The organism is uncultured Nonlabens sp. (assembly GCF_947495285.1).
GTDB lineage: Bacteria > Bacteroidota > Bacteroidia > Flavobacteriales > Flavobacteriaceae > Nonlabens.
In genome coordinates, this window is record NZ_CANLXZ010000007.1 from 51,795 (window position 1) to 75,259 (window position 23,465).

Here is a 23,465-nt window from a genome sequence, read left to right on the forward strand (position 1 = left end):
ATATTAGTTCAACAATTACACAATCCTGTACCTAATGAGTATAATTTTCTCTATGGACCATGTGACATAACCTTCTATAATGGCGAGCAACTCTAAAAAACTATAGGTAAACAAAAAGGCTGCAAGAGAATGCAGCCTTTTTGTTTACTATTTTAAAACAGATTATGTAAGTTGTGTTTTTACTACTGTACTTATAGTTCTTCCATCTGCTTTGCCCGCTAGTTCTTTATTTGCCATACCCATTACTTTACCCATATCTTTCATACTGTCGGCTCCAGTCTTAGAGATAATTTCTTTGATTACTGCAGTAACTTCTTCTTCACTTAATTGTTCTGGCAAGAACTTTTCTAACACGGCTGCTTGCGCTAGTTCTGGCTCAGAAAGATCTTCTCTATTTTGTTCAGAAAATATACGAGCACTATCCTTGCGTTGCTTTACTAGTTTCTGGACAATTTTTATTTCGTCTTCCTTAATTAAATCAGCTCCACCAGATGTTTTTGCTAGTAAAATTTCACTCTTTACGGCTCTTAATGCTGCTAGAGCTGTTTGATCTTTTGCTTTCATGGCGTCTTTCATAGCTGCCATGATATCTTTTTCTAAACTCATAATTTAATTATCTAATTACCGCTGCAGTTTTACTTTATCACAACGATTATGTTTTCTATATTGCTCTTAATGTCATTCAAAAATACAAATTTGAATGGCATAAAAAAACCCAAATACCATTACAGTATTTGGGCTACGTGCATTTAGGGGAAAATGCATCTAGTCTACATTATCATGTAGAAAAGAATTATTTTTAGATCGCAACTGGATTTCATTATCCTCATTTATTGAAAGAGTCGTTCTAGATCTCTCTCCTTCTCTAGGTAATTTATCTAATTCAATACCTTGCCTTAAATATGCTGGTTGCTTTTCTATCTCGTCTAATCGATGAGAGTTCTTAAATTTATAGTTATAAGCATGCATTTTACGTCTACGTTCTTCTGCTCTTTGCACTAAGACCTCATTAAGTGGTAAGTCTGTAGGGTCTACTTCTTTATTTATTTTTACTGTTTTTACTTCTTGTAGTTTTATAGGAGCAGTTTTAGTTACAATTTTAATCTCTGGCTCTACAGCTGCCTTTTTCTCTTCCTTCTTGTGTGGAGGTTTTGCATTATTTAAACGCTCTTCTTCTTCAGCATAATCTTCTAGAGAATACACTGTAATCCCTTCTTGAGTATCGTCCTTTACAGGGTCGATATTAGTAGGCTCGTTATCTTCAATATCTTCTAAATGAAGATACTTTTTTGCTGGAGTCGTTTTCTCTTCTTCTTTTAATTGAGCAGATAAAGGCATGTCAAAGTCTAAAAAGAATTGATCTTCTTCTTCTTTTTTTACTTCAGTTTCTTCTTTAATTACTGTTTGTTCATTTGGCTCTATGTTTTCTGTAGGCACTTCTTTAATTACAAAGTCTTGACTCTGGTCTAAAACTTCTTCATAAACCACGTTTAAGTTGTTTATAAACTCTGTAGAAGGAATTAAAACGTTTTCATCCACAACTGGAACATTAGTTTCTTCTGGCTCTTCATCACCTAATTCATGTACTATAACTAGAGGTTTTTCTGGTTCTACTGGCAGGGGAATTTGTTTTGGTTCCGCTTTCGCGAAAGCGATATCCTTATCCATCTCTTCTTCAAGGTCCATGATAAGCTTACCTGCTACAACATTGCTATTTACCTCGTCTAGGACTGCTGTAGCACGTTGCTCTTCTTCTAGTGTATGGATAATTCTTTTTGCCTCGGTATTTGAAATCTCGTTTTGTTGCTCTACATCAAAACCAGTAGCTATAACCGTTATAGAAATTGCGTCTCCTAAAGCCTCATCTTCACCAACACCCATGATAATGTTTGCAACACCACCAGCTTCATCCTGAATATGCTCATTTACTTCTCCTATTTCATCGATAGTTATCTCTTCGGTTCCAGAGACTATTAATAGCAACACGTTCTTTGCTCCAGATATTTTATTATCATTTAAAAGCGGTGAATCTAGTGCTTTGAGAATCCCATCTTGAGCGCGGTTAGAACCAGTAGACTGTGCACTACCCATAATAGCTGTACCGCTATTTGCAAGTACTGTTTTTGCATCACGTAAGTCAATGTTTTGAGTGTAGTGATTTGTTATAACCTCTGCAATACCGCGAGAGGCAGTAGCAAGTACCTCATCTGCTTTTGAGAATCCTGCTTTGAAACCTAGGTTTCCATACACGTCTCTCAGTTTATTATTATTGATAATTATAAGGGAATCCACACTTTTACGGAATTTTTCAATTCCTTTTTGTGCCTGTTCATTACGTATTTTTCCTTCAAAATGAAACGGCGTAGTAACGATACCCACCGTAAGTATGTCCATATCACGAGCTATTTGAGCAATAACTGGCGCCGCACCTGTTCCTGTACCACCACCCATTCCTGCTGTGATAAAAACCATTTTAGTATTACTATCTAATAATGCTCTTACATCTTCTATACTCTCTTTTGCTGCATGTTCTCCTATTTCTGGATTTGCTCCAGCGCCTAGACCTTCTGTTAAGGTAACACCTAACTGTATTTTATTAGGTACAGGGCTGTTATCTAGTGCTTGAGAATCTGTATTACAGATTACAAAATCCACTCCTTTAATACCTTGCTGGTACATGTGTTTGATAGCATTACTACCGCCACCTCCGACACCGATGACTTTTATTACATTAGATTTATTTTTAGGCAAATCAAACGCGATGCTGTTAAATTCTTCACTCATAATATGGCTACTTTATGTTTTAAGCTTGTGGATATAACACCACGGTATTTTTTTTCTTTTCTTGTTTTAAATAACAAATGTGCTGTTACTAGATAGCTACTCTGCTTTATCTAAAAAGTCTTTAAACTTAGTCGCCCAGGAATCAAAAATACCTTTACTTTTAGGTTCTTGAGTCGTGGTGTTTTCTTCTTCCACAGCTTCTACTATATCCTCTTCTTTTTCTACAACTACCTCGACTTCTTCTTCCATGATTTGTTCTTCTACTACTTCGTCCACGTTTTCACGATGTGCTTCTAGACCTTTCATGACTAATCCTACTGCGGTTGCAAATAATGGGCTTGTGTTTTCTGTATCACTGCCACCAGCTAGATGCTCGTTAGGGTAACCTATTCTACTAGGCATTCCTGTAACATATTCTGCCAGTTGTTTTATATGTTTTAACTGGCTACCGCCACCTGTTAGAACTACCCCAGCTATTAATTGCTTTTTAGGCTCTTCATGACCGTAGTTTTTTATCTCAACAAAAACAGTTTCTAAAATTTCAATAACACGAGCATGAATAATCTTACTTAAATTTTTAAGTGTAATTTCTTTAGGCTCTCTACCTCTCAGTCCAGGAATAGAAACTATTTCATTTTCTTTATTCTCACCAGGCCATGCACTACCGAATTTAGTTTTAAGTAATTCTGCCTGCTTTTCAATAATGGAACAACCTTCCTTTATATCTTGTGTTATAATATTACCTCCTTGTGGAATTACAGCGGTATGACGTATGATACCGTCTTTAAAAATAGCAAGATCTGTAGTACCGCCACCTATATCTATTAGTGCTACACCAGCCTCTTTTTCTTCTTGACTAAGCACAGCGTCTGCACTTGCAAGAGGTTCTAATGTAATAGCTTTCAGTCCTAAGTTAGCACTTTTCACACAGCGATAAATATTACGTATAGAGGCTACCTGACCTACGACAACATGAAAATTTGCTTCTAAACGACCACCGTACATACCGACTGGTTCTTTAACATCTGACTGCCCGTCTATTTTATATTCTTGTGGTAAAACATGTATAATTTCCTCACCAGGTAACATAACTAATTTCAAAACCTGATTACATAATTTTGTAATATCATCTTGATCAATTACCGTTTCACTATCTCCACGAGTGATATAATCACTGTGTTGTAAGCTGCGTATGTGCTGGCCGGCTATGCCTACTGTAACATCACTTATTTTTATACCGCTTACACCTTCTGCCTGACTAACGGCCTGTTGTATGGATGTTATGGTTTGTGTAATATTATTCACTACACCTCTATGTACTCCTAAGCTTTTAGACTTACCTACACCTAGAATCTCAAGTTTGCCGTATTCATTCTTGCGACCTATCATAGATACAATCTTTGTTGTACCTATATCCAGACCTACTGCATATTCTTGTTGTTCCATTTCCCTACCTTTTTGTTACTACTACTTGATTATCAAATCTCAAGTCTATTGTTTTAATATCACCTAGTTGTTTATCCTTTTGCATCTTTGCAAGAAATGCTTTGTAATTAATCATCTTATGATTTAATTTTTCCACTCTTCCTAACTTCACTTTAAAATGAAACGCTCTTACAGAAAGGGTCACTTCTTGTCTTTTATCAAATTTAATTTCAGTAAAAGATGCTTTTAATAAATCGTCGTTTCTAATAAAATTGATTAATTCAAATGTTTTATCTTGTACCTTTTTATTAAAGCCATAAATAAGAGGCACATTAACGGTGTGTTCTTTTGATAACGGCATCATTAAATTATCCTGGTCTAGATATGCGCCTGTCTTACCCATTATTCTTGCTATAGGCTTTTTAGGGTGCACAACAGCTTTGAGTAATCCATCTAGAGATACAGAAACCTCTGCATCTCTGATCATTGCGTTTTCAACTAGTCTTAATTCACACTTATTCAAATCTAGATTTTCTATTATCAAGTTATCTATAGAATCGCCGTTTTGTATCAACAATTTATTAACGTTCTTTTCTGATATCAACGGATCACTATAGTCTGTAAATGTGATACTTACATCCTTGAGCTTTCTAGATTCATATCTACTAGACGCAAATGCATAAAGACTGATTACCAACATGACAACCGACACCAATTTTATGATATTTTTTATGTTATGCATTAGACCATTTTTCTGTTAATTTGTTAACTTCTACACCTATATCTCCAGCTCCTAACATGATTACAATTCTTGTACCCATATCGTTAATAAACTCTTCTATATCGTCTTTATCCACAACAGTAACCACGTCAGGTGATTGCTCAAGAGAATGAATCTTTCTACATAATAATTCTGAGGTTATACCATCTAGAGGTAGTTCTCTAGCTGGATAAATATCTAAAAGAGCTACTTTATTAAACCTGCTCAAAGAAATAGCAAATTCTTCTATAAAATCTCTTGTTCTAGAAAATAAATGGGGTTGAAAAACTACTAGCTTTTCTTGGTCTGGATACATTTCTGTAACCGCTTGATACACTGCATCTATCTCTTTAGGATGATGCGCATAATCATCAATTAACACTCTGTGATCATTATCTACTCTGTAAGTAAATCTACGTTTAACACCAGGAAATGATGCGAGTGCATATCTTAACTTTTCTGGATTTGCACCTTGTTCTAACGCAACCGCCATAGCAAGTATTGCGTTACTTAGATTATGTTTACCTGGTAATTTTAAAAGGCATTTATCTATTTTACCGTGAGGTGTTTTTAAATCAAAATGATAAGCACCATCTATGATTACCTCATCGATAGCTTCATAATCGCCAGAATCTAATCCTACTTTTAAACCTTTAAGGTCTAATTTTTCATTTAATAACAAGGTTTTACCGTCTAGCAGGCGGGCAAAATCATGAAAACTCTTTTTAAAAGTCGCGGCATCTCCATAAATATCAAGATGATCTGCATCCATAGATGTTATTCCTGCGATATCTGGAACTAGTTGCATGAAAGATCTATCAAACTCGTCTGCCTCTACTACCATCACGTCTGTACCAGAACAGAGATAATTAGTATCATATTCTTCCATAATTCCTCCCAAAAAAGCAGTAACTTTTACATCACTTTTGTAAAGTAGATGTGCAAGAATAGCGCTAGTGGTAGTTTTACCATGTGTTCCTGCAATGGCAAGACAGGTCATCGTTTTAGATATTTGACCTAATAATTGCGCACGTTTTAGGATGTTAATTCCGCTTTCGCGAAAGCGAACTAATTCTCCAAAATCCTCGGGAACAGCTGGCGTATAAATTACTTGTGAGGTTTCTATATTCTTAAACGGTTCAGGTATTTTACAAAAACTATCTGAATAATGAATGTCAATACCTTCATCTTCTAACTTTTTAGAAAGAGCTGTTACCACGCGGTCATAACCAGCAACGTGCTTCCCTTGATCATTTAAATAACGGGCAAGCGCACTCATACCTATCCCACCGATACCGATGAAATAGAAATGCGTTATGTGTTCTAGTTCTTTCATTTTAATAATTGCTCTAACTCGTTAACTATAGTTTTAGTAGCATCTGGAAGTGCTTGTTTCTTTATATTTTCAGAAAGTCTTTTCTGTAATTCTATATTTGATAATAAACCAGTCCATGACGTTTTAAAGTCTTGATCTAGGTCTGCTTCTTTAATCAAAAACGCAGCATTTTGAGCAGTAATTGCTTGTGCATTTTTAGTTTGGTGATCTTCGGCAACGTGAGGTGAAGGAATAAAAATCACGGGCTTACCGACTATACATAATTCTGAAATAGAGCCTGCGCCTGCTCTGGAGATAATAAAATCTGCAGCGGCATATGCGAGATCCATTCTATTTAAGAAGGCATGCACCTGAATTCCTGCTTGCGACTTTTCTTTATATTCCTGATAATAAAACTTGCCACACTGCCAGATTACCTGAATATTCTCTTCTTTAAATAGTTTTAAATTACTCTCTATTAATTGATTTACTCTTCTTGCCCCTAGACTACCGCCTAGAACTAGTAATGTTTTTTTGTTTGTATCGAGTTGATAATGTGATAAAGCGTGTGCTCTTAAAGAGTCTACATTAAGTAAATCCTGGCGTACTGGGTTACCTGTTAAAACTATCTTTTGCTTTGGAAAAAATCGCTCTAGACCTGTGCTCGCTACACATATTTTATTTACCTTTTTACTTAGTATTTTATTAGTAATTCCAGGATATGAGTTTTGCTCTTGTATCAATGTAGGAATTCCTTTTTTATTTGCCATGAAAAGCAAAGGACCGCTAGCAAATCCTCCAGTACCGATGGCTATATCTGGCTTAAAAGAATTAATTATCTTACTGGCGTCGTATAAACTCTTTATCACTTTAAATGGGAAGATAAGATTTTTAAGCGACAGACTTCTTTGTATACCACTTATCCACAATCCTTTAATATCATAACCAGCTGCAGGGACTTTTTCCATCTCCATACGATCGCTTGCTCCTACAAAAAGTATCTCACAGTCTGCCCACCTTCTCTTGCATTCATTTGCAATAGAAATAGCTGGGTAGATGTGGCCACCTGTTCCTCCTCCTGATATGATTATTCTATATGGCTTCACTAAGTACGTTTAGAGGGTTCATTTCATCTTCTTTTATTTTCTCTTGAGCCTTTAACTCTTCTCTTTGCGCACTAACACTTAACACTATTCCTACTGCCATACAAGTCATTAAAATAGAAGTACCTCCACTACTTATTAATGGTAAAGTCTGTCCAGTAACCGGTATTAAGTTTACGGCAACAGCCATATTAGTTAGTGCCTGAAAAACAATAGGAAATCCTACACCTATAACTAGCAACTGTCCAAAAACAGAGCTTGCTTTAGTTGATACTATAATAAGTCTGAATAAGAAAAAAAGGTACAGGGACAGAATAATCAAACCACCTATAATTCCAAATTCTTCTAATATGATAGCAAAGATAAAATCACTTGCAGACTGAGGTAATACATGCTTAGTAACACTTTTACCGGGACCTACACCTACTATATATCCATTTGCGATAGCTGTTTTTGCTCGCTCCACTTGATAAGTAGAATCAGAATCGCCTTCACCACCGAATGTGGCAATGCGTGACACCCATGTATCTACACGATTAGGTAATAAACCAGGAAAAGCTTTGGCCGTTAAAATGAAGAAAGTAAGCGCTATAAACCCTACCCCTAACATAGCTATTAAATACTTTAAAGGGTACCCACCTACAAAACAAATTAACATAATCATCGCAAAAATGAGCACCGCAGTAGACAGGTTAAAAGGAACAATAAGTACTAAAATAATCCCTATAGGAACCCATAATGGCAGTATAGACTCTTTAAAGGACACCACTCTATCCTTTATAGAGGCTAGATATTTTGCTGTGTATGCCATAAGAACTACAAAGGCAAAGGTACTGGTCTGAAACTTCATTCCTATAACAGGAACTGTCATCCATCTACTTGCACTGGCACCACCCATAACTGTACCTTGCATAGCAGTATAACCTAGTAAAACTATTACCACTGGTAACAATAAAACACTTAATCCTCTGAAGTATCTGTAAGGTATTTTATGAACTGAATACAACAGTCCTAAACCTATCACTACATGACCAAAATGCTTTACTAAAAACTTAGTAGTATTACCAGTTCCTTTACCTATATAGGCAAGATTTGCACTTGCACTATACACAGGTAGAAAAGAGAACACCAGTAATATGATCACTAGCGCCCACAAAAAGGAATCCCCAGATATGTAGTTTTTAATCTTCAATTTATAATCCTCTTACTGCATTTTTAAACTGACGTCCACGATCTTCATAATTCTTAAAAAGATCAAAACTTGCACAAGCAGGACTCAACAGGACGTTATCTCCAGCCTGGGCTAGCTTATAAGCTACTCTAACCGCGTCTTCCATATTACTAGTCTCTACCATTTGCTCTACACAATTACCAAAAGCTTCTACTATCTTAGAATTGTCCTCTCCTAGACACACGATTGCTTTTACATTACGATTTACGAGACTATAAAGTTCTGAGTAATTATTGCCTTTATCGACTCCTCCTACTATCCATACTGTAGGTTGTTCCATAGTATCTAGTGCATAATAAGTAGCATTTACATTAGTAGCCTTTGAATCATTTATGTACTGTACTTTATTTATTTTCAGCACATTCTCTAGACGGTGCTCCACTCCTTCAAATGAAGTAAGACTTTGTCTAATAGTCTCTTTTCTTATTTGTAAAAGTTTTGATGCAGTAGAAGCGGCCATTGCGTTTGCAGTGTTGTGCTTTCCTTTAATTGATATTTTTTCTGTAGGCATAGTAAATACTGTGTTATGGGTGTTAATGTATAGGTTATTATCGAGCATAAATGCTCCTGTTTTTAATTCTCTTTCCATTGAAAAAGGAATGAGCTGTGCTTTTATATCTAATTTTTCTATGGCGTCGGTAATTGCTTTATCATCGATATTGTAGATAAGGTAATCGTTCTCATCTTGATTTATCGTAATACGCATTTTACTAGCGACATAGTTTTCAAACTTGTAATCATATCTATCTAGATGATCGGGAGTGATATTCAGTATAATCGCGATGTGAGGTTTAAAACTGGTTATTCCATCTAATTGAAAACTACTCACTTCTAGCAATCTATTTTCTGACTTACCTTCAAATACCTGCTGTGCAAAACTCTTACCGATGTTCCCACCAGTGGTATGATCTAACCCAGCCACATTTAAAATATGATCTATAAGACTAGTAACGGTAGTTTTACCATTTGCTCCTGTCACGGCTATAATATTTTCTTCAGTAAAACGGGACGCAAATTCTATTTCAGAAATGACTTCAATACCTTTAGATTTTATCTTTAAAATCATCGCAGCATTATCTGGTATACCAGGGCTTTTTACCACGAGTGATGCATTGAGAATCTTATCCATAGAATGACCTCCAGATTCATAGGTAATGGAATGTTTTTGTAACGCTTTCGCGAAAGCGTAACCTAAATCACCACCATCACTTAAAAAAACCTCATAGCCTTTTTGAGCACCTAATATTGCTGCTCCTATGCCACTAATTCCACCACCAAGTATAACTAGGCACTCCTTATCTATATGTTTCTGCGATTTATTCATTATCGCATTTTAAGAGTTACCACACTTATAATCGCTAGTAAAATACCTACGATCCAGAACCTCACGACTATTTTACTTTCATGAATACCGCGTTTTTGATAATGATGATGCAATGGCGACATTAAGAATATACGACGGCCTTCTCCATGTCGTTTTTTAGTATACTTGAACCAGCTGACCTGCATCATCACAGAAAGGTTTTCCATTAAGAAAACCCCACACAATATGGGTATTAATAATTCTTTTCTAGTCGCAATAGCTAGTACCGCAATAATTCCTCCTATAGTTAAACTACCTGTATCACCCATAAATACCTGCGCTGGAAAGGTGTTATACCATAAAAACCCAACTAATGCTCCTGCAAATGCGGTAACAAAAACTACCATCTCACCAGAGTTAGGTATATACATGACATTGAGATAATCTGAAAAAACAATGTTTCCAGAAATCCAAGCAAATAAGGCCAGGGTTATGACAACTATAGCGCTGGTTCCTGCAGCCAGACCATCGATACCGTCTGTAAGGTTTGCACCGTTAGAGACTGCTGTCACTATTATAATCACTATAGGTATAAATACTAACCAGGCCCAGTTTGCAAGACTAGGATCTATCCAGTCGATTAAGCTCGCATAATCGAACTCGTTATCTCTTACAAAAGGAATAGTTGTTTTAGTCGACTTTTTTGCTGCTTCAAACTCGATAGGTAAGTTTTGAGTAATTAATTCTTGTGAGTTCTTTGCGTTTGCTTTTTCTTCTTTTATAGTAACTCCATCATGAAAAAACATAATAGAACCTATAATAGCACCTAAACCTACCTGACCTATTACTTTAAATATACCTTTAAGACCACCTTTATCTTTTTTAAAGATTTTAATATAATCGTCTGTAAATCCTATTAATCCCATCCACACTGTAGTAATGATGAGCATAACCACATAAATATTATCTAGTTGACATAATAGAAATACCGGTATTAAAGTCGCTAGTATAATTATAACACCACCCATGGTAGGTGTACCAGCCTTTTGTGCCTGACCTTCTAGCCCAAGATCACGTACAGTCTCGCCCACTTGTTGCCTTTGTAAAAATGCAATAATACGCTTACCGTAAATGGTAGAAAATGCTAAAGAAAGAACAAATGCTATGGCTGCTCTGAAGGTTATGAAACCAAAAAGTGATGCACCAGGCATATTGAATTCTTCTTCAAAATATTTGAATAAATAATATAACATTTGTTACTTGTTGAGGTTATTAAGGATATCGGCTATTACTTTACGATCATCAAAATCTGATCGCACACCATTTATCTCTTGGTATGTTTCATGACCTTTTCCTGCTATAAGAATGATGTCGTTATTACCTGCCATTTTTGCTGCTGCTTTTATAGCCTGACCTCTATCTAAGATGGTTATAGTCTTTTTATAGTCTTGGGGCTGTACTCCTACTTCCATATCGTCTAGAATCGATTGTGGATCTTCAGTACGTGGATTATCGCTCGTGAAAATAACTAGATCACTTAGAGCAGCGGCTATATGTGCCATTTTTGATCTTTTTGAAGTATCTCTATCACCGCCGCAACCTACCACTGTAATTACCTTCTCATTTCTAGTTCTAATAGAATTAATAGTCTCTAGAACATTCCTAAGAGCATCTGGAGTATGAGCATAGTCTACAATCGCAGTAATACTATTTTCTACAGTAGTAAAATATTGAAACCTACCTGAAACAGCTTCTAACTGTGAGATTACCTCTAATAGCTCTATCTCTTCTAGTCCTAATTCTATAGCACAAGCATAAATAGCCAAAACGTTATAGGCATTAAATTCTCCTACCATTTTAGACCATACTTCATGATTATTAATCTTTAACAATAGCCCTCCAAATTGATTTTCTATGATCTGAGCGCGATAATCTGTATATGTCTTTAAGGCATATCCTAGCTTTTTGGCCTTTGTATTTTGCAACATTACAGCACCATTCTTATCGTCTAGATTTGTTAACGCAAATGCGCCTTTAGGCAATTCATCAAAGAATCTCTTCTTGACATCTCGATATTCTGCAAAAGTGCTGTGATAATCTAAATGATCATGGGTAAGATTAGTAAACACACCACCTGCAAATTCTAGACCTGTTACTCTTTCTTGAGCTATTCCATGGCTACTTACTTCCATAAAGCAATAATCTACACCTATAGCAACCATAGCTGCTAGATGTTTATTTATAGTCATAGGGTCTGGTGTGGTATGCTTTGTAGGCACTACTTTTTCATCAATTAATATCTCTACGGTAGAAATTAAACCTGATTTAAAACCTGACTTTTTGAACAATTGAAATAATAAAGATGTCGTTGTAGTCTTACCATTTGTACCTGTAACTCCTATCAACTTCAGTTGTCTAGAAGGGTTTCCATAAAAATTAGATGCCATTAAAGCTAGGGCTTTGTGTGCGTTCTCAACTTTTACATAAGTTACATTTTCATCTTGGTAATCTGGCATCACCTCTAGAACAACCGCCTTAGCTCCTTGTGAGACCGCTTTTTCAATGTAGTCATGACCGTCTACAGTTGCTCCTTTTATCGCTATAAATAGATCTTCTTCATTAACAGTTCTAGAATCAAAATGTATATCATTTACTTGAACATCTGTTGAGCCTATAACTGTATCTAGACTTACTTTATATAATATGTCTTTTAGAATCATCATATCAATGTTAGAATTACTTTATCTGACGGAGCTATTTTAACACCTGCTTTTATACTTTGTGATGTTACTTTTCCAGAACCTTTTAAAATGACATCAGCACCTAAATTTTCAACTATCGCGATAGCGTCCATCGCTTCCATACCTATCAAATTAGGAATCTTCATGGAAGCAACTTCACTCTGAGCATGAACTTTATTTAAATATGAATTTGCAGACACAGTCATTTGTGATGGTATATCTTGCTGCAACTCTAGTTGATCTATTAAAGGATTATTAGCATATATTTTTTGCGCTATTGTTTTAAAAACAGGTCCAGCTACTATATTACCATAATAGCCTTTTCTAACACTAGGTTTTGTTATCACCACGATGCAACTATATTTAGGTTTATCTGCTGGAAAATAACCTGCAAAAGAGGCTATGTAATTACCAGAAGACTTCCAGTACTCTGTCTGACAGGTTCCTGTTTTACCAGCCATAGAAAAGTTTTTACTATACAAATTATCTGCAGTACCTCTTTTCACCACGTTCTCCATCATTACCTTCACCTTATCAATAGTATTTTGAGAGCATATCGCAGGATTTATTATCTCTCGATTAAATTTTTCAATTACCTTCTCCTTTGATTTAACTTCTCTAATTAATCTAGGCTTTATCATAACACCATTATTTGCAACAGCATTATAAAACGTAAGTGTTTGTAAAGGTGTTAATTGAACCCCATAACCGAAGCCCATCCATGGCAGTGATAATCCACTCCAGTTTTCATCATCAGGATGAGGTATCATTGGGACACCTTCACCTTTAATAGGTAGATTCAATTTCTCATTAAGATTCATACTATATAATCTATCTACATAATCTTCTGGATTAGATTTATAATTATTTTGAATCATTTGTACTAGTGCTGTATTTGAAGAAACTTCAAACGCTTTGGCCACGCTTATTTTACCATAACCACCATATTTAGAATCTCGTACATTACGTCCGTAATAAGTAATTTTACCACCTTTCGTATCAAAAACAGTATTAGTATCTACTACTTTATCTTCTAGTGCAGCGATAACACTCATTAATTTAAATGTAGAGCCAGGTTCATGAGATTCCCACACGGCATAGTTTCTTTTTTCAAAATATTTACCTTTATCACCTCTTCCTAAATTAGATAAAGCTTTTATTTCACCGGTCGCCACTTCCATCACTACTGCAGTACCATGATCTGCCTCAAAATACTCTAACTGTTTTAATAACGCATGATGTGCGACATCCTGCATATTTACGTCTATAGTGGTGTATACGTCATAACCATCGTTAGGGGCTAATTCATTCTCACTATTAATAGGTTTCCATTGGTTCTTACCTATTTTTTGTTCTAGCTTAACACCATCACTACCTCGCAGGTAAGGAGCAAAAGCACCTTCTAATCCCACAGGAGCACTTCCCTTGCGATCATACCCTACTATACGCTCTGCCATTTTCCCTAATGGGTGCTCACGTACTATTCTTTTTTCTACAATTAAACCACCACGGTAAGGACCTTTTTCAAAAAGAGGAAACTCTCTTATCTTTTTGTAATCTCCATAGTTAAGGTTTTTTGCAATGAGCATGTAGCGATTTTTATTACTATGCGCCTTTCTTAATTTCTGTAAATAATAACTTTTAGACTTGTTAAATTTCTCTCCTAACTCCTCAGCAAGAGCCGCTATATTCTCATTAAAATCTTTACTAGACGGCGCTAAGGCATCAAATCGTATATCGTACTTACTTATAGAAGTTGCTAGCAACTGCCCATTTGCATCATATAAATTACCTCTAGTAGAAGGAATCGTATCGTTTCTAAAAACACGTTGCTCCGCTCTGGCGCGATACTCATCACCTTCAATAAATTGAATATTAATAATTTGAACCACTACTAATAACGCAACAACCACAAACAGTGCACTGACTAAGTACATCTTGTTCAAAATATCTTTATTAGTTGTCGCCATCTTTGTTTTTTACAATTACTATTTTCTGCGGTGGACTCTTAGCAGGAGCAATCCCTTTATTCCTTATTTTTCTTGCTATGCTAGACTCCATTTGCATAAACATTAATCTTCTTTCTAAATCAGTATACTCACTATGCAGCTCTGTAACCTGCTCATTTACCGCAGCCAGCTTATGCACTTTTCTTTCATAACTATGACCGGTAAAAATCATAGCAATTGCAAGTACTGCAGCAAATAGTATAAAACGCCAGTTTTTAAAAGCATCATCATTAGTTAAAAAAGTACCCTTTAATATATCATAGACTTTGGCAGCCATTTATTCGCTCTCTATTTTTTCAGCTATACGCAACTTTGCACTTCTCGCCCTATTATTCATTTTCACTTCCTCTTTAGAAGGGATAATCATTTTACCTATTCTCTTAAAAGGAACACTAGCCCTACCGAAAACATCCTTCTCTGGCTCTCCTTCAAAAAGACCATTACGCATAAATCTTTTTACAGGTCTATCTTCTAGAGAATGATAAGATATAACACTTAATCTACCACCCACTTTAAGCACATCTTTTGTCTGTCTTAAAAAATCATACAGCACCTCCATCTCTTTATTCACCTCTATACGTATAGCCTGAAACACCTGAGCCATTAATTTATGCTCAATTCTCTCTGGCACTAGTGGAGAACAAATCTCTTTAAGACCTGCCACAGTTAATATCTCAGACTCTTCTCTAGCACTTACTATTCTTCTAGCCAGTTTATGCGCTATACGCAACTCACCATAAGCTTTAAATATTCTAACTAAATCTTCTTCATCATACTCATTAACCACAACCACAGCATCTAACTCTTGATCTTGATTCATGCGCATATCGAGTCTAGCATCAAATCGAGTTGAAAAACCACGTGCCGCCTGGTCGAACTGATGAGAACTAACGCCTAAATCAGCCAGTATACCGTCCACCTGTTTTACCCCATATAGTCTCAAAAACCTTTTCATGTAACCAAAATTTTGATTAATCAACATAAAACGATCGTCATCTATAGCATTACCCAGCGCATCTGCATCTTGATCAAATGCAAATAACCTACCCTCTGGACCTAAACGCGAGAGAATCTCACGAGAGTGACCACCACCACCAAAGGTGACGTCCACATATATTCCTGACGGATTTACATTTAGTCCATCTACGGTTTCCTTTAAAAGAACCGGATTATGATAAGAGTTAGATTGTGTCATTTCCCATTACTTCTTCAGCGAGATCAGCAAAGTCATCTAGCGAGTCATCTATAGCCGCTTCATACTTCTGCTTATCCCAGATTTCTAATATATTAACCGCACTTGAAACGGTTACTTCTTTTGTAATTCCAGCAAGGGTGATAAGATCCTTAGGTATCAACAATCTTCCATTTGAATCTACCTCAACAGTTTTAACTCCCGCTGTAAAACGACGTATAAAATCATTATGCTTTCTATTGAAAGGATTTAAACCGTTCAACTTTTCCATCATTTTATTCCACTCACTCATAGGATACAGCTCTAAACAAGGCTGGAAAACAGCTCGTTTAATAACAAAACCATCCTGAACGACCGGTGTCAGTTGCTTTTTTAAAGCAGCTGGCATCATAAATCGCCCTTTGGCATCTGTTTTACACTGGTATGTACCTATAAAATTGTTCACTAGAAATAGCCTTTTGGAGCTACTAAATCAAAAATAAGAAATTAAATCCCACTTTTTACCACATTTTACCACATTGTTGATAAAAGGACCCTATTCTGAATAACTACCCTAGTTATTAACAATTTAAGAATAATTATTATACCAGTAAAAAGGATAATAATTCCGCTTTCGCGAAAGCGAGACCGCAACATTTATTATTTTAAATAAAAACTGAGTTTTCTCTTTAAAAACTGAAGAAATTGAGCCATCTTGCTACATTCAAAACAACTATATTTGCTACTTAGAATTACCCTATGACGCACGACTTAATCAAAGACGGTAAATTTGAATACTATATTACTGGTGAAGGATTACCTATTATCATACTTCACGGTTTAATGGGTGGATTAAGTAATTTCCAGGGCGTGATCGATTATTTTCCCTCAAAGGGGTATAAAGTAGTCGTTCCCACTTTACCCCTATACAGTACGCCACTTATTAAAACTAGTGTCGGTACATTTGCAAAGCATATCAATGCCTTTATAGACCATATGGGATGGAAAGAAGTTATCCTATTAGGTAATTCTCTAGGAGGCCATATAGGACTAGTTACTACAAAGTTATTTCCTGAAAAAATAAAAGCTCTTATAATCACCGGTAGCTCTGGTCTTTATGAAAGCGCGATGGGTGAGAGTTATCCTAAAAAAGGTGATTACGAGTATATCAAAGAGAAAAGTCAAGATGTATTTTACGATCCTGCCATTGCTACTAAAGAAATAGTAGATGAAGTTTTTGCTACGGTTAACGATCGTAATAAACTACTTAAAACACTAACCATTGCAAAAAGCGCAATTAGACACAACATGTCTAAGGACTTACCAAACATGAAAACTCCTGTTTGTATCATATGGGGCAAACAAGATAGTGTGACACCGCCTGCAGTTGCAAACGAGTTTCATGAAAAACTTGCTGATAGCGACCTCTACTGGATAGATAAATGTGGTCACGCTGCTATGATGGAACACCCTAATGAGTTTAATAAAATTCTTAACCACTGGCTAGAGCAAAGATTCTTAAAATAAGAAAGAAATATTTTAAAACTACCACAGTTACTTATTATACAAGAAGCTCCTACTAACACGTTGATTACAAATCTAGCAGAATAACCACTACCTTTGCCATATGAAAATTACTAGTGCAGAATTTGTTATATCGAACCAAGACGTAAAAAGATGTCCTAACTCTGGTATTCCAGAATATGCATTTATAGGCAGGTCTAATGTAGGAAAATCTTCTTTGATCAACATGCTTACCAATAAAAAAAGTCTAGCAAAAACGTCTGGTAGACCAGGTAAAACACAGTTAATCAACCATTTTCTGATTAATAAATCTTGGCACCTAGTTGATTTACCTGGTTATGGCTATGCAAGAGTTTCTAAGACCAGTAAAGCTAAGTTTCAAAAATTTATCACTAAATATTTTGAGCAGCGCAAGCAGTTAATCTCAGGATTTGTATTAGTAGATGTAAGACATGAACCGCAACCTATAGATGTTGAATTCATGGAATGGCTAGGCGAGAGTGGTATTCCTTTTAGCATTATCTTTACCAAAGCAGATAAACTAAAACCCAAAGCTTTAGAACGCAATGTAGAAACTTATAAGAAATACCTTCTTGAGGGATTATGGGAAGAAATGCCTCCATATTTTATAACTAGCTCTTCAAATAATCAAGGAAAAGAAGAACTATTAGAATACATAGGCAGTATAAACGACACTTTATAAGTTTATTAAAAAACCGGCCTATCATTAACGGTTATTTTACGTGTATCACGCAAAATACCTTCTATTCCATTTACCTTCATATCAAAAACACTTGACATGTAGTTACCTAATTTGCCGTTAGGAAAACCCTGCCTTTTAAACCAGATGTAATACGACTCCGGCAACTCACTAAGGAATTTACCTTTATGAGCACCGAAGGGCATTTTATACCATGACATTTCTATCAACATTTGAGGATCAAATAACGGCTCTTCCATTTATTCAAAAAAGGATTATTTACTCTCTTTAAGATTTAATTTTTCTGCAAAATAATCACAGAAATCAATCATCGTATCTCTCATTTTATCATCATTAGTTGCACGATGATAGGTGTCTGCCATAGAAACAAGAGTCTGATGAAAAAAGACTCTCATCTCATCTACAGGCATATCCTTAGTCCATAAATCAATACGGAAAGACTCCTTTTCTACACTATCCCACATAGAAACCATCATAGCCTTAGCGTCTGCGGCATCCACACCACCATCGGGCGCACTCCATCTTATATGTTCTGGCACTCTATTTTCATCAAGTTCGATCCCTATCTTAATAGTAGATCTATTTTTATTATCTGACATTATTGTAATGGTTTATATTTAGATCGTTTAAAAATTTCTTCTGGTTTTAATTGCAGCATAGTCTCTATACCTACCTCATTATTCTCCATAAATGATTTTACTATTCTGTACCCTATATAACGACCTACACCACCTGGTGTCTGCTGGTCTACCTCGAGATAGAATTTAGAAAAAGGCGCTGGTAATATGAAACGAGATAATAACTTTGAATCTGTATCATATAACAGTTCATTATCAATGAAGTACCTCCACATTTCACCCTCATTTTCTACAGTAAAAACATATTTATCTGGAGTATAACTAAACAGTTGATAACCAGATGAATTAGGCGTAAATAATTCTTGTAAATAATGCAACTTACCATGGTACAGCATGTGACCCAATAAACTACGCTCCACATTAGGCTCCACAAAGAGACGTGCATACGCTAGTGAAGCATCTGCAGGTAATTGTTCTATATTTAAACTCTCTCTTTGATATTTATTAATCCCTGTATATAATACGTGATCTTTACCCAGATACGTGTCTATAGAAACTATTAATAGACTAGAAGTCGGTATCACCTTTTGTCTATAATTAACATCAGATAGCACTGTGACAACTGGAGTAGGTACAAAGTCTGGGAAATAATACACCACGTGTCGCATGACATCTTCTAACTCTTCTTCTATTTGTAAGTAATTAAAATGAGCGTCATTTACAGCCGTTTCTAAAACATTATGTATGGAGTCCCTGCCCTCCATTTTAGAAATCCACACACTATCTGGAACAGTGGCAGGAAAGAATAAAGGATAATCTTCTTTTAAAGTAGGTAGTTCTCCTTTTTGAGCATTAGAAAATTCCTTGTGAAACTGTATAAACTTCACATCTATAGGTATATTAGATATTTCCTCCTCTACTTTTGTTGTGGATGTACATGAGGTTATCGCTTTCGCGAAAGCGATAATAATAAAAAACTTAAATAACTTAATCTTCATACATCAATAACTCGCTATAATTTTATTTATTTTTAGGCTTGCAAAAATACGATTATGAAAACTGATAAAGTTACTGATTATATAGTAAAATGGTTAAAAGATTATGCCACTAAAGCTGGAGTTAAAGGTTATGTAGTAGGTGTAAGCGGTGGAATAGATAGCGCAGTTACCTCTACATTGTGCGCTATGACTGGGTTAGACTTACTTTGTGTAGAAATGCCTATACACCAGCATGAAGACCATGTGACAAGAGCGCAAGAACACATAAAACAATTAAAAAATCGCTATAGTAATGTTACAGATATACGTAGTGACTTAACTCCTGTTTTTGATATTTTTAAGTCTAATATGCCTCATACAGAGAGCAGTCCACAGGTAGAGCTTACCTTAGGTAATACCAGGGCTAGATTAAGAATGACAACACTTTATTATCATGGAGGTGTGAATGGATTATTAGTCGCCGGTACAGGTAATAAAGTAGAAGATTTTGGAGTTGGTTTTTACACAAAATATGGCGATGGCGGTGTAGATGTTAGCCCCATTGCAGATTTAATGAAAAGTGAGGTTTATGCCATCGGTAAACAGGTAAACGTACCTAAAAGCATCATGAAAGCAGCCCCTAGCGATGGACTTTATGGAGCTGAAAAAACAGACGAAGATCAAATAGGCGCTAGTTATGACGAGCTAGAATGGGCTATGAATCAAATACATAAAGACGATAACATTGACAATTTAAGCGCCCGAGAGAAAGAAGTATTGAACATTTACAAATCATTTAATAGAAAAAACCAGCATAAAATGAACCCAATTCCTGTGTGCGAAATCCCCACCGAATTAAGGTGATTTTCAACTTCTAATTCTCTGTAATGTAAGACAATACGCACAGTTAATTTTGTAGGAATTACTATTAGCACTTTATATTTGTAGTTACAATAACTATAAAAAATGGACATTTTATTAGCAGACCATCACCCCATCTTTAAAAAAGGGTTAAAAGCTATGATGAAAGACTATAAAGACTTTCATTTTGTAGGTAAAATAGATGATGGTAAAGATCTTATTGCTGGCCTTAAAAAACACGATCCAGACATGCTAATTCTTGAAGTAGACTTACCTAATTCTAACGGTGTCGGTTCTCTTAGAGAAATAAGGTCTCATTTTCCAGATATAAAAATTCTAGTTGTAAGTTGTCATCCAGAAGAAATTTATGCTATAAGTTCAGTAAAAGCTGGAGCAAATGGCTATATAGCAAAAACTCGTTCTATAAAAGAAATAAGAAAATCATTACTTGCCGTCGCTAGTGGAGAGACATTTCTATCTGAGGACATTAAAAACCAACTCAACAATAAGCAAACTAGTAATATTCTCAAATTCAAAAAATTATCTACACGAGAAATAGAGGTTCTTAATTTACTTTCCCGAGGCAAGCGCAACAAGGAAATAGCACAACAGTTATCTATTAATGAGAAAACAGTAAGTACTTATAAAACTAGATTGCTTAAAAAACTAAATGTTGACAACATAGCAGACCTTATACATCAATCGCGCTTATTACAAATCACTAATTAAACAAGAACCGGCTTAGACCGTCAGAAGGTATAACTGTTCTGTTCTTTAAATCAATTTTAGTCCTCAATAAATTATAATCCATTACTTGTCTTAATGCTTCTTGATTATCCACGTCAGGTGAATTCTTTGCTATAATTCTATTAATATCTTCTACAAGATCATAAATAAGAAACTGCCTAAAATGCAATAAAACTTGACTAGTATACTCCGACACTGACTGATCTTTACGTTTTGGAAAAATCTGATTTCGTTCCCAGTCGTGAAGACTATACTTATCATCTGACATAGTAATATCTGCAATCACATTTGCATATTCACCCTCAAATGCAGAAAGTATTAATTGGACATCAAGCTTTTGTTCTAACAATAGCACATCAATTATCTTAGTATATATAATCTGAAAATCGGGATTAGCAAATTTTATCTCATCAGAGTGTAGGTCCATGTATATTTTCTCATAGACACGTTGTTCCCCTTTTACTGTTTCATACTCTACTTCTACACCACTCCCATCCTGTATATATTCATCTTCAAAAACCTCATCTTTCCCGCCATAAAGAAGTAAAATAGCAATAATAGAACGTTCTAAAAGTCCCCTTCTATCTACTTTTAAATCCTCTGGAGAAGTCTCCACTTTAGACATAGAAGTTTGCGCCTGTTCTTTAACTTGCTTCTTTCTTTGCTCTATAAGTCCAGAGTTACGTACTTGTGCCAGTGTAGAAAACAATACATCTTCACCTATACCTAGAATAACAGCACTTTCTCTAACATAGATCTCTCTAGATATATCGTCAGGTATTTTTGCTATACTATTTACTATATCCCTTATCATATCAGCTTTCTTGATGGGATCACCTGCCGCTTCTTCTTTTAAAAGATTTGATTTAAAAGAAATAAAATCACGAGCGTTATTCGTAAGAAAATCTACTATTTCAGATTCTGTATGCGATTTTGCAAAAGAATCTGGATCCTCACCGTCAGGAAAAGTACAAACGCGCACATTCATTCCAGTTTCTAATATAAGATCAGTACCTCTTATAGCCGCTCTCATACCAGCCGCATCACCATCGTACAACACGGTTATATTCTTAGTAAGCCTCTGTATCAACCTAATTTGTTGACTAGTCAGCGCAGTACCAGAACTAGAGACTACATTCTTTACGCCAGCCTGGTGCAATTGTATTACATCTGTATAACCCTCTACAAGATAACAAAGATCTTCTTTTGCTATGGCCTGTTTTGCCTCATATATACCATAAAGAACATTTGATTTGTCATAAATCTCACTCTGTGGGGAATTAAGATATTTAGCGGCTTTTTTCTCATTATTAAGAATTCTACCACCAAAACCTAAAACTCTTCCCGAAAGACTACGTATAGGAAATATTACACGTCCCTTAAATCGGTCAAATTTCTTGTCCTCTTTAATAATCGTAACACCTGTTTTATTCAAAAACTCTGGTTGGTAACCTGCCTTAATAGCAGCGTCTGTAAACGCACTCCATTGATCTGGATTATAACCTAATTGAAAATAATCAATCGTTTGATCTGTAAAACCACGTTCCTTAAAATAACTATACCCTACTGCTCTTCCTTCATCGGTTTTTAATTGCCCCTGGAACCATTCTGCTGCATACTTAGAAACAAGAAACATGGATTCCTTTTCATCTTGAGCTTGTTTCTGCTCATCAGTTTGTTGTGTTTCTTCAACTTCAATTCCATACTTTTTTGCCAGCCATTTTATCGCCTCAGGAAAGGTAAAGTGCTCATGCTCCATGATAAATGTAACAGCATTTCCTCCTTTTCCAGAACTAAAGTCTTTCCAGATTTGCTTAACTGGACTCACCATAAAACTAGGTGATCGCTCTTCAGTAAAAGGACTTAATCCTTTAAAATTAGAACCAGACTTCTTTAATTGAACAAAATCGCCTATCACCTCCTCCACACGAGCAGCGTCAAATACGGCATCTACAGTTGTTCTTGAAATCATTTAAAAAATATTCTAATAAAAAACTAGCGAGCTCCCATAAAACGGGCGCCACCTAAATTTATAAAACCAAAAAAGCCCTTGATTTCTCAAGAGCTTCTTTTCTTAGTAGCGAGGACTGGACTCGAACCAGCGACCTTCGGGTTATGAGCCCGACGAGCTACCTACTGCTCTACCTCGCGATTTAAAAACAATCCGTTACTTGTTTTACAACTTCAGATCATTACTCTGACAACTTACTGTTCT

22 protein-coding genes and 1 tRNA gene are annotated in these 23,465 nt (G+C 35.7%); 4 read left to right on the top strand and 19 right to left on the bottom strand.

The genetic code is table 11. From position 1 onward, the window contains the following. Positions 1–162: 162 nt before the first annotated feature. The 14 genes from Q0838_RS04200 to mraZ all read right to left on the bottom strand — a co-directional run bounded on the left by Q0838_RS04200 (position 163) and on the right by mraZ (position 16,308). Positions 163–606, bottom strand: coding sequence for a GatB/YqeY domain-containing protein (locus Q0838_RS04200; RefSeq protein ID WP_298951740.1), 444 nt, complete (start codon positions 604–606; stop codon positions 163–165). Between the two features lie 159 nt (positions 607–765). Continuing rightward, positions 766–2,784: a cell division protein FtsZ gene (gene ftsZ, locus Q0838_RS04205; protein WP_298951742.1), complete on the bottom strand. Its 2,019-nt coding sequence runs from the start codon at positions 2,782–2,784 to the stop codon at positions 766–768. A 96-nt stretch (positions 2,785–2,880) separates the two neighbouring features. Beyond that, entirely contained in the window at positions 2,881–4,230 is a 1,350-nt protein-coding gene (gene ftsA, locus Q0838_RS04210) for a cell division protein FtsA (RefSeq protein WP_298951744.1), read from the bottom strand. 4 nt (positions 4,231–4,234) lie between these two features. Continuing rightward, positions 4,235–4,909 (bottom strand): cell division protein FtsQ/DivIB, encoded by a 675-nt coding sequence (locus Q0838_RS04215; RefSeq protein WP_298951746.1) that lies wholly within the window; start codon positions 4,907–4,909, stop codon positions 4,235–4,237. A gap of 34 nt (positions 4,910–4,943) precedes the next feature. Then, entirely contained in the window at positions 4,944–6,305 is a 1,362-nt protein-coding gene (gene murC, locus Q0838_RS04220; protein WP_298951748.1) for a UDP-N-acetylmuramate--L-alanine ligase, read from the bottom strand. Next, positions 6,302–7,390 (bottom strand): undecaprenyldiphospho-muramoylpentapeptide beta-N-acetylglucosaminyltransferase, encoded by a 1,089-nt coding sequence (murG, locus tag Q0838_RS04225; RefSeq protein WP_298951750.1) that lies wholly within the window; start codon positions 7,388–7,390, stop codon positions 6,302–6,304. Before murG ends, murC begins: the two co-directional genes overlap by 4 nt. Continuing rightward, positions 7,377–8,579, bottom strand: coding sequence for an FtsW/RodA/SpoVE family cell cycle protein (locus Q0838_RS04230; protein ID WP_298951752.1), 1,203 nt, complete (start codon positions 8,577–8,579; stop codon positions 7,377–7,379). Before Q0838_RS04230 ends, murG begins: the two co-directional genes overlap by 14 nt. Position 8,580: 1 nt before the next feature. Next, on the bottom strand, positions 8,581–9,942 hold the full coding sequence (gene murD, locus Q0838_RS04235; protein ID WP_298951755.1) for a UDP-N-acetylmuramoyl-L-alanine--D-glutamate ligase: 1,362 nt from the start codon (positions 9,940–9,942) through the stop codon (positions 8,581–8,583). After that, positions 9,942–11,174: a phospho-N-acetylmuramoyl-pentapeptide-transferase gene (gene mraY / locus Q0838_RS04240; RefSeq protein ID WP_298951758.1), complete on the bottom strand. Its 1,233-nt coding sequence runs from the start codon at positions 11,172–11,174 to the stop codon at positions 9,942–9,944. The genes murD and mraY overlap by 1 nt, the downstream gene beginning before the upstream one ends. Positions 11,175–11,177: 3 nt before the next feature. Further along, positions 11,178–12,644, bottom strand: a complete 1,467-nt coding sequence (locus Q0838_RS04245; RefSeq protein WP_298951761.1) for a UDP-N-acetylmuramoyl-L-alanyl-D-glutamate--2,6-diaminopimelate ligase — start codon at positions 12,642–12,644, stop codon at positions 11,178–11,180. Beyond that, positions 12,641–14,632 (bottom strand): penicillin-binding protein, encoded by a 1,992-nt coding sequence (locus tag Q0838_RS04250; protein WP_298951765.1) that lies wholly within the window; start codon positions 14,630–14,632, stop codon positions 12,641–12,643. The genes Q0838_RS04245 and Q0838_RS04250 overlap by 4 nt, the downstream gene beginning before the upstream one ends. After that, positions 14,619–14,948: an FtsL-like putative cell division protein gene (locus Q0838_RS04255; protein ID WP_298951768.1), complete on the bottom strand. Its 330-nt coding sequence runs from the start codon at positions 14,946–14,948 to the stop codon at positions 14,619–14,621. The genes Q0838_RS04250 and Q0838_RS04255 overlap by 14 nt, the downstream gene beginning before the upstream one ends. After that, on the bottom strand, positions 14,949–15,866 hold the full coding sequence (rsmH, locus tag Q0838_RS04260) for a 16S rRNA (cytosine(1402)-N(4))-methyltransferase RsmH (RefSeq protein WP_298951771.1): 918 nt from the start codon (positions 15,864–15,866) through the stop codon (positions 14,949–14,951). Then, positions 15,853–16,308: a division/cell wall cluster transcriptional repressor MraZ gene (mraZ, locus tag Q0838_RS04265; RefSeq protein WP_298951774.1), complete on the bottom strand. Its 456-nt coding sequence runs from the start codon at positions 16,306–16,308 to the stop codon at positions 15,853–15,855. The genes rsmH and mraZ overlap by 14 nt, the downstream gene beginning before the upstream one ends. Before the next feature lie 293 nt (positions 16,309–16,601). Between mraZ and Q0838_RS04270 the strand changes: the two genes are divergently transcribed. Together Q0838_RS04270 and yihA are read left to right on the top strand one after the other, a co-directional pair. Beyond that, positions 16,602–17,369 (top strand): alpha/beta hydrolase, encoded by a 768-nt coding sequence (locus Q0838_RS04270; RefSeq protein WP_298951777.1) that lies wholly within the window; start codon positions 16,602–16,604, stop codon positions 17,367–17,369. 100 nt (positions 17,370–17,469) lie between these two features. After that, positions 17,470–18,069, top strand: coding sequence for a ribosome biogenesis GTP-binding protein YihA/YsxC (yihA, locus tag Q0838_RS04275; RefSeq protein ID WP_298951779.1), 600 nt, complete (start codon positions 17,470–17,472; stop codon positions 18,067–18,069). A gap of 5 nt (positions 18,070–18,074) precedes the next feature. On the opposite strand, the gene Q0838_RS04280 is transcribed toward yihA, so the two are convergent. The 3 genes from Q0838_RS04280 to Q0838_RS04290 are packed head-to-tail and all read right to left on the bottom strand — an operon-like array spanning position 18,075 to position 19,663. Beyond that, positions 18,075–18,326, bottom strand: a complete 252-nt coding sequence (locus tag Q0838_RS04280) for a DUF3820 family protein (RefSeq protein WP_298951782.1) — start codon at positions 18,324–18,326, stop codon at positions 18,075–18,077. A 15-nt stretch (positions 18,327–18,341) separates the two neighbouring features. Next, positions 18,342–18,686 carry a gliding motility protein GldC gene (gene gldC, locus Q0838_RS04285; protein ID WP_298951785.1) on the bottom strand — a complete coding sequence of 115 codons (345 nt, stop codon included), beginning with the start codon at positions 18,684–18,686 and terminating at the stop codon, positions 18,342–18,344. Then, entirely contained in the window at positions 18,686–19,663 is a 978-nt protein-coding gene (locus Q0838_RS04290) for a gliding motility lipoprotein GldB (RefSeq protein WP_298951788.1), read from the bottom strand. The genes gldC and Q0838_RS04290 overlap by 1 nt, the downstream gene beginning before the upstream one ends. A 54-nt stretch (positions 19,664–19,717) precedes the next feature. Between Q0838_RS04290 and nadE the strand changes: the two genes are divergently transcribed. Together nadE and Q0838_RS04300 are read left to right on the top strand one after the other, a co-directional pair. Beyond that, a complete protein-coding gene (gene nadE, locus Q0838_RS04295; protein ID WP_298951791.1) occupies positions 19,718–20,506 on the top strand; it encodes an NAD(+) synthase in 789 nt (262 codons plus the stop codon). Positions 20,507–20,608: 102 nt separating this feature from the next. After that, positions 20,609–21,232: a response regulator transcription factor gene (locus Q0838_RS04300; RefSeq protein ID WP_298951792.1), complete on the top strand. Its 624-nt coding sequence runs from the start codon at positions 20,609–20,611 to the stop codon at positions 21,230–21,232. Here Q0838_RS04300 and dnaG read toward each other — a convergent pair. Both dnaG and Q0838_RS04310 read right to left on the bottom strand, forming a co-directional pair. Then, positions 21,225–23,222, bottom strand: a complete 1,998-nt coding sequence (dnaG, locus tag Q0838_RS04305) for a DNA primase (RefSeq protein WP_298951794.1) — start codon at positions 23,220–23,222, stop codon at positions 21,225–21,227. The genes Q0838_RS04300 and dnaG overlap by 8 nt on opposite strands. A gap of 106 nt (positions 23,223–23,328) precedes the next feature. Then, positions 23,329–23,401: transfer RNA gene (locus Q0838_RS04310), tRNA-Met, on the bottom strand. Positions 23,402–23,465 lie beyond the last annotated feature (64 nt).

Excerpts from the sequence above, each read along its gene's own strand:
- Q0838_RS04200 (WP_298951740.1), bottom strand. The coding sequence starts at position 606 with ATGAGTTTAGAAAAAGATATCATGGCAGCTATGAAAGACGCCATGAAA.
- ftsZ (WP_298951742.1), bottom strand. The coding sequence starts at position 2,784 with ATGAGTGAAGAATTTAACAGCATCGCGTTTGATTTGCCTAAAAATAAA.
- ftsA (WP_298951744.1), bottom strand. The coding sequence starts at position 4,230 with ATGGAACAACAAGAATATGCAGTAGGTCTGGATATAGGTACAACAAAG.
- Q0838_RS04215 (WP_298951746.1), bottom strand. The coding sequence starts at position 4,909 with ATGTTGGTAATCAGTCTTTATGCATTTGCGTCTAGTAGATATGAATCT.
- murC (WP_298951748.1), bottom strand. The coding sequence starts at position 6,305 with ATGAAAGAACTAGAACACATAACGCATTTCTATTTCATCGGTATCGGT.
- murD (WP_298951755.1), bottom strand. The coding sequence starts at position 9,942 with ATGAATAAATCGCAGAAACATATAGATAAGGAGTGCCTAGTTATACTT.
- mraY (WP_298951758.1), bottom strand. The coding sequence starts at position 11,174 with ATGTTATATTATTTATTCAAATATTTTGAAGAAGAATTCAATATGCCT.
- Q0838_RS04245 (WP_298951761.1), bottom strand. The coding sequence starts at position 12,644 with ATGATGATTCTAAAAGACATATTATATAAAGTAAGTCTAGATACAGTT.
- Q0838_RS04250 (WP_298951765.1), bottom strand. The coding sequence starts at position 14,632 with ATGGCGACAACTAATAAAGATATTTTGAACAAGATGTACTTAGTCAGT.
- Q0838_RS04255 (WP_298951768.1), bottom strand. The coding sequence starts at position 14,948 with ATGGCTGCCAAAGTCTATGATATATTAAAGGGTACTTTTTTAACTAAT.
- rsmH (WP_298951771.1), bottom strand. The coding sequence starts at position 15,866 with ATGACACAATCTAACTCTTATCATAATCCGGTTCTTTTAAAGGAAACC.
- Q0838_RS04270 (WP_298951777.1), top strand. The coding sequence starts at position 16,602 with ATGACGCACGACTTAATCAAAGACGGTAAATTTGAATACTATATTACT.
- yihA (WP_298951779.1), top strand. The coding sequence starts at position 17,470 with ATGAAAATTACTAGTGCAGAATTTGTTATATCGAACCAAGACGTAAAA.
- Q0838_RS04280 (WP_298951782.1), bottom strand. The coding sequence starts at position 18,326 with ATGGAAGAGCCGTTATTTGATCCTCAAATGTTGATAGAAATGTCATGG.
- gldC (WP_298951785.1), bottom strand. The coding sequence starts at position 18,686 with ATGTCAGATAATAAAAATAGATCTACTATTAAGATAGGGATCGAACTT.
- Q0838_RS04290 (WP_298951788.1), bottom strand. The coding sequence starts at position 19,663 with ATGAAGATTAAGTTATTTAAGTTTTTTATTATTATCGCTTTCGCGAAA.
- nadE (WP_298951791.1), top strand. The coding sequence starts at position 19,718 with ATGAAAACTGATAAAGTTACTGATTATATAGTAAAATGGTTAAAAGAT.
- Q0838_RS04300 (WP_298951792.1), top strand. The coding sequence starts at position 20,609 with ATGGACATTTTATTAGCAGACCATCACCCCATCTTTAAAAAAGGGTTA.
- dnaG (WP_298951794.1), bottom strand. The coding sequence starts at position 23,222 with ATGATTTCAAGAACAACTGTAGATGCCGTATTTGACGCTGCTCGTGTG.